The sequence below is a fragment of the Streptomyces sp. SID3343 genome, from assembly GCF_009865215.1.
Lineage (GTDB): Bacteria > Actinomycetota > Actinomycetes > Streptomycetales > Streptomycetaceae > Embleya.
On record NZ_WWJX01000876.1, the window covers coordinates 1 to 5,967 of the forward strand.

A 5,967-nucleotide genomic window follows, 5' to 3' on the forward strand; every position below is an offset into this window, starting at 1 on the left:
AGTGCCGGGCGCAGGCCACGGGCTCGGCGAAGACGGCCCGGCGGGCCGGCAGCGCGTCCGGGACGCGAGGCAGCGCCGTGGTCAGGAGGTCGGCGGGGCCGGCCGCGTACAGGGCGGCGGCGAAGCCGGTGGTGCGGGCGAGCCGGACGTTGGGATCGAGCACCACGCGCGCGCCCGCGGGCAGCGCGGCGGGCAGCGTGGACTCGGTGACCACGCCCACGAGTTCGTGGCCGAACTGGCTCGCGCCGTGCCGTTCGCGGGCCACCTCCTTGAGGTCGGAGCGGCACACGCCGGCGAGTTCGACCCGGACGCGGACCGCGTGTTCGCCGGGCGGGCGTTCGGCGGGGGCGGGGTGGAACGCGGGCCCGTGTGGGCCCAGTTCGACCCTCACGGGGCCGCGTCCCAGCGGGGTGAATCGCGGCGCAGGAACTCCAGCGCGTCGCCGAACCGGTCGGCGATCACGTGCGCCTCGGGAGGGGTGAGGATCAGTGGCGGACGCAGTTCGATCACGTTGCCGAGGCCGTGCTCGGACACACGGGTGAGTACGCCCCGCGCGTGCAGGGCGCGTTGGAACGCGGCCGCGGCCTGCGGCGCCTTGGCACCGTCCGGCCGGACCAGTTCGACGCCCAGCATCAGGCCCGGGCCGCGGATGTCGCCGAGCACCGGATGCTCGGCCCGCAGCGCGGTCAGCCGCTCGACCAGGATCGCGCCCACCGCCCGGACGTTCTCCAGGAAGCCGGGCCGCCGGATGATCTCCAGCGTCTTGACCGCAGCGGCCGCCGCGAGGGTGTGCCCGCCGTGGGTGAAGCCGTGCAGCGAGCGGTCCCAGCCGGCCATCCGCTCCTCGGTCAGGATCGCCGCGAGCGGGAGTCCGCTGCCGGTCAGGCCCTTCGCGACGGTCATCATGTGCGGCCGAACACCGAAATAATCGGCCGCGAACATCTCGCCCGTGCGGCCGAACGCGGTCTGTATCTCGTCGAAGATCAGCACGATCCCGTGCTCGTCGCACAGCGCCCGCAGCGCCTCGAAGTAGCCCGCCGGCGGCACGATGTTGCCGCCCATCCCGCTGATCGGCTCGATCAGCACACACGCGACACGGCCCGAACTCGCGTACGTGATGAAGTCCTCGATCCGCTCGACGCACAACATTCCGCACGTGTCCGGCGTCTGCCGGTAGAAGCAGCGGAAGCAGTACGCGTCGGGCACGTGCACCGCCCCCGCGCCGTGCACCGGGAACGGCTCGCGCATCCGGGCGCTGCCGTTGAAGGCCGTCGCCGCGATCGTCTGCCCGACGTGACCGCGAAACGGCACGATCACGTCGCGGCGCCCGGTGTGGTGCTGGGCGATCTTGATCGCGCCCTCGTTGGCGGTCGAGCCGCCGCTGCTGCGGAGGTTGACCCGGGTGAGGTTGGCCGGGCTCATCTCCACCAGGTCGCGCATCACCCGGTCGGTGGGCCCGGTACGAAAGGACGAGCTCGCGAAGGTCAGTTCCTCGGTCTGCGCGCGGACCGCCGCCATCACCTCCGGATGGTTGTGGCCCAGCAACAGGTTGAACGTGCCGGACACGCAATCCAGGTACTCGCGGCCCGTGTCGTCCCACGAGCGAATGCCCTCGCCGCGCACCAACACCGCGTCGCCGAGCTGGTATTGCGCGACCTGCGCGGCTTGCGTGGCGGACACGGGCTCACCCATGCCGGCGCTCCGACCCCGGGTCGGTCACCGGCTCGGCGGGGAGATCGGCCGCCGGGGCGGCTCCGGGCTCGGCTTCGAACTCCGTACCGGGCTCGGCTTCGGGCTCGGTACCGGGCTCGGCTGCGTCGCGGTGGTCCCTCTCCAGCCACTCCAACTGCGTCCGCACCCACGCCTCCAGGGTCCACGGCGCGGCCACCTCGCGCCGCCGCGCGGCCGCCGCCGCCCGCTCCGCAGCCGGGGCGGTCAGCGCCGCGACGAGGGCGTCGGCCTGCTCGACCAGATCGAACGGGTTGACCGTGCGGCACACCGGCCCCAGGACCTCGGCGGCCCCGCACATCTCCGACAGGATCACGTCGGCGTCGCGCTCGTTGACCAACGGCCCCTCGAACGTACTGAGGTTCTGGCCGTCCACGGTCGAGTTGAACATCAACACGTCGGCCCGTCGGAAGCAGCCGATCGTGTGCTCCACCTCGTTGTCGCAGTGCAACCGCACCGTGTCGGCGCCCAGTTCGGCGTTCGCCTCGGCGATCGCGTACTCCACGCGCCGGACGTACTCCGCGTTGGCCTCCACGTACAACCGGTTCGGGTTCATCCGGACCAGAAGTCGGGTGCCGCGCACGCGAGGTTCCGAGCGCAGCGCCGACGCGAACGCGCGCACGGCCCGTTCGGCGTTCTTCATCGGGTCGGTCCGGCCGCTGTGCACGACCAGCGGGCCCGATCCGGCCCACTCCTCGATCCCGTCCGGCAACCGGGGCTTGTCCGCCTCCAGGGCCAGTGGGCTGTAACCGAGCGGCATCGTGCGCACGCCGGTGCGGCGACCACGCCACCGCACCACGCCCGCGTCGCGGTCCACGTCGGCGTCGGGAATCAGATCGGCCACGCAGTCCAGGAAGTTGCGGGTCCACCGGTCGGCGAAGAAGCCGATCGTGGTCGCCGGCAGCATGCCCTCCAGGATGCCGACCCGCATCGCCTTGGGCAGGATCCGCCAGTAGTCCGGCGACGGCCACGGGATGTGCACGAAGAGCAGGATCGGCGCGAGAGGCCGGTGCGCCCGCAACCGGGCCGGGACACCGACGAGTTGGTAGTCGTGGACGAGGTAGACGGGCTCGGCCACGTGCGCCGAGTCGGCGAGCAGTGCGGTGGCGAAGTCCTGGGTGAACTCGGCGAATCGGTCGAGCGCGGTGTAGGTCTCGGCGCCGAAAGTCGGCGTCGTCCACTTGTCCCACCCGTAGTTGTTCGCGGCCCACATCAGCTGCGCGGTCAGGTAGTTCTGGACGACGTCGAAGGTGTCCCGGTCGTGCCGCAGCAGGCGCACCCGGATGTCGCGGCCCGAACGCAGTTGCAGGTCGAGGCCGTCGGGGTGCTCCCGGGCCGCTCGATGGTCGTCGTCGGTGTCCGCGCTCGCGATCCAGGTCACGTCGAGCACCCCGGCCTGTTCGGCCACGACGTTTCCGGTACCGCCCGGCGCGAGCCACGGGCGAAGGGTGCCGTCGGCGGGGTCCGGGGCGAAGCTGACGGCGGCGCGCTTGCTGGCCAGGAACAGATGACGGTCCATCAGGACTGGTCCTTTCCGGTGGCAATGGCGGTGGCAGCGGGAGTGCCGGTGGTGGTGGTGGTGGTGGTGGCGGTGACGCGGCCGGTGATCAGCGCGGTATCGGCCTCGAACACGTCGAGCGGTTCCAGGCCGCGCAGTTCGGGCAGGTGGGCGGCTCGTTCGCTGTGCAGGCACGCGTTGCGCGGGCGGCAGGCGTAGGCGGTGTCGCCCTGCGGGACGGCGCTCACGAGCGCGGGGTCGACGCCGTACGTCTCGGCGATGTGCCGCGCCCACGTGAGGCGCGAGAGGCGGCGGGGGCCGCCGAGATGGAGCACGCCGGTGTGCGGCGCGTCCAGGAGTGCGGTGGTCCACGCCGCGACGTCGTCGATCAGGACCGGCGTGTTCCAGTGCGCGTCGGGCACCGCGACCGGCTCGCCCACGCGCAGGCGTTCGGCGCACGTGGTGAAGAAGTTGGGCCGCAGGCCGGTACGGTCCCACCCGTAGACGAGGCTGACCCGCAGCACGAGAGCGTCGGGCGCGGCCAGAAAGGTCCGCTCGGCGGCGAGCTTCGCGCGGCCGTAGGCGTTGGCCGGCTCGGTGGGATCGGATTCGCTACAACTGTCGGCCCGGCCCGGGAAAACGTTGTCCGTGGAGATCAACACGCACCGAGCGGCCCGGCCCGCGAGCGCGTCGACCACATGCCGTGCGCCGTCCGCGTGCACCGCGGCCGTCCGATCCGGCTCGGCCTCGCACCACGTGATGTCGGACGGTCCGTGCGCCGCCACCACCGCGTCCGGGCGGATCGCGTCGACGAGTTCGCGCACGTGCCGCCGATCGGCCACGTCGGTGGGCAACCAGCGCAGACCGCGCGTCTCGGGCGTGGCCGGCCGTCGCCGCGACCCGAGGACCACGCCGTGCCCCAGGCGCGCCAGGCGGGTGCCGACATGGCCGGCTATGTAGCCGGAACCGAGCACCAGGACGCGTGTCACCGACCCACCTCCGACGTATCCGACGACGTATCCGACACCGCGGGCAGCAGGCGTAGGACCTGACTGCCCATCACCACCAGTACCCCGCACAGCGCGATGATTCCGAGCACGGCCGAAAGTCCGAACCATCCGGCCAACACGCCCACCAGCGGCGGCGCCCCGAGAAAGCCCGCGTAGGACACGGTGGTGACCATCGAGATCGCGTGCGGACGCCGCCGCGGACCGACCGCGCGGCCGGTCGCGGCGAGCAACGTGGGCACCACGGGCGCCAACCCGATACCGGCCAGGGCGAAGCCCGCGAGCGTGCTCGCCGTGCTCCACGCCGCCGCCGAGACCGCGAGGCCGATCCCGCCGACCGCGCCGCCGACCGCGATCAGGGTTCGATCGGCGACCCGGTCGCCGCGCCACTGGGCGAGCATCCGGCCGACGGACAGACCCGCCATGTAGGCGGCGGGGCCGCACGCGGCGACGAACGAACCCGCGTGCAACGCGTCGCGCAGGTGGATCGCGCCCCACTGCTCGACGGTGTTCTCCATCAGCAGGACCGTGCCGCCGACGGTGCCCACGAGAAGCAGGATCGCGACGAAACGGCGGGACGCGCCCGGGTCCTCCGCGTGGTCGCCGTGCAGGTCCCGGGACGGCTCCGATTCCTCGGCCGCGTCCTGTTCCTCCCACCGGCGTCGATCGATCGCCAGGACCGCGCTGACCGCGACGAGCGCGGCGATCACCACCAGGATCACCCGCGGGGACACTCCCGGGTTCAACGCGAGGCCCACCGCCGGCGCCGCGAGCACCATCGCGAGCGGCGTCGCCGCTTGGACCTTGTTGAACAACCGCTCGCCGGTCAGCGCCTCGCGCGCGGCCGTGGTCGCGTTGAGCGCCACCTCGATCGCCCCGCTCGCCGCCCCGACCAGCAACAACGCGGCCGAGAACGTCCAGCGCGAGCCGGCCAGCGCGACCGCGAGCGTGCCCAGTGCGAACAGGGCCGTCACCAACGGCAGAGTGAGCGGGCCCAGTCGGCGCGCGAGCGGACCGGTGAGCAGCATCGCCGGCACCGCCGCGACCGGCACCGCGAACAGGGCCAGGCCCAACTGCCGGTCGCCCAGCCCCAGATCGCTCTGCATGGTGGGGATCAGCGCGGCCCAGCCGCCCCAGAACAGGCCCCAACTCGTGGCGGGCGCCACGAGGGAGAGCACGCTGCCGCCGTGCCGCATCGACACTCCGTCCTTCCGTGGTGACCGAGAGTGCGGCCCACCGTACTGCCCAACGGGCCTCCGTAGCCGGCATCCTGCCCAGGTAGCGTGACCTGCGGCGTTCGACATCGACTGACTGCGGAGGCACCGGAACGTGACGTATTGGGCGATCGACGCCGGCGGCACCACGACCACGGCCGCGCTGTCCGACGGCAGCCGGATGCGGCGCGGTTCGGTCAACCCGGCCTCGGTCGGCGCGGCGGCCGGTGACACACTCGCCGACCTGTTCCGCGCGATTGCCCGGCATGTGGGTGACGGCCCGTCCACCGGTTGGCTGGCGACCGCGTCGGTCGGCGTGGACACCCCCTCGGCCGAGATCGACCGCTTCGCCGCCGCGGCCCACGCGGCCGGCCTGACCGGATCGCTCGTGGTGTCCGGCGACGTTCCCCCGCTCCTGCTCGCGCCGCCGTTGGCCGGGCGCGGCGTGGTGGTCGTGGCCGGTACCGGCTCGGCGGTCGTCGCCGGCGCCGGGCCCGACGACGGCCCGCCCGTGGTGATC

Annotated in this window: 5 protein-coding genes and 1 pseudogene; 1 reads left to right on the top strand and 5 read right to left on the bottom strand. The window is 72.9% G+C overall.

Features of this window, described 5'->3' with window-relative positions:
- From GT354_RS27310 to GT354_RS27330, 5 genes are all read right to left on the bottom strand, one after another.
- On the bottom strand, positions 1 to 391 hold a 391-nt coding region (locus GT354_RS27310), incomplete at its 3' end, for an alcohol dehydrogenase catalytic domain-containing protein (RefSeq protein ID WP_346012193.1).
- On the bottom strand, positions 388 to 1,692 hold the full coding sequence (locus GT354_RS27315) for an aminotransferase class III-fold pyridoxal phosphate-dependent enzyme (RefSeq protein ID WP_161359040.1): 1,305 nt from the start codon (positions 1,690 to 1,692) through the stop codon (positions 388 to 390). The genes GT354_RS27310 and GT354_RS27315, both read right to left, overlap by 4 nt.
- A complete protein-coding gene (locus GT354_RS27320; protein WP_161359041.1) occupies positions 1,685 to 3,247 on the bottom strand; it encodes a trehalose-6-phosphate synthase in 1,563 nt (520 codons plus the stop codon). The genes GT354_RS27315 and GT354_RS27320 overlap by 8 nt, the downstream gene beginning before the upstream one ends.
- A complete protein-coding gene (locus tag GT354_RS27325; RefSeq protein ID WP_161359042.1) occupies positions 3,247 to 4,215 on the bottom strand; it encodes a sugar nucleotide-binding protein in 969 nt (322 codons plus the stop codon). The genes GT354_RS27320 and GT354_RS27325 overlap by 1 nt, the downstream gene beginning before the upstream one ends.
- Entirely contained in the window at positions 4,212 to 5,429 is a 1,218-nt protein-coding gene (locus GT354_RS27330; protein ID WP_161359043.1) for an MFS transporter, read from the bottom strand. The genes GT354_RS27325 and GT354_RS27330 overlap by 4 nt, the downstream gene beginning before the upstream one ends.
- A 133-nt stretch (positions 5,430 to 5,562) precedes the next feature.
- Between GT354_RS27330 and GT354_RS27335 the strand changes: the two are divergent.
- Positions 5,563 to 5,967 (top strand): annotated as a pseudogene (locus tag GT354_RS27335) (hypothetical protein); the annotation flags it as partial.

Excerpts from the sequence above, each read along its gene's own strand:
- GT354_RS27315 (WP_161359040.1), bottom strand. The coding sequence starts at position 1,692 with ATGGGTGAGCCCGTGTCCGCCACGCAAGCCGCGCAGGTCGCGCAATAC.
- GT354_RS27330 (WP_161359043.1), bottom strand. The coding sequence starts at position 5,429 with ATGCGGCACGGCGGCAGCGTGCTCTCCCTCGTGGCGCCCGCCACGAGT.
- GT354_RS27320 (WP_161359041.1), bottom strand. The coding sequence starts at position 3,247 with ATGGACCGTCATCTGTTCCTGGCCAGCAAGCGCGCCGCCGTCAGCTTC.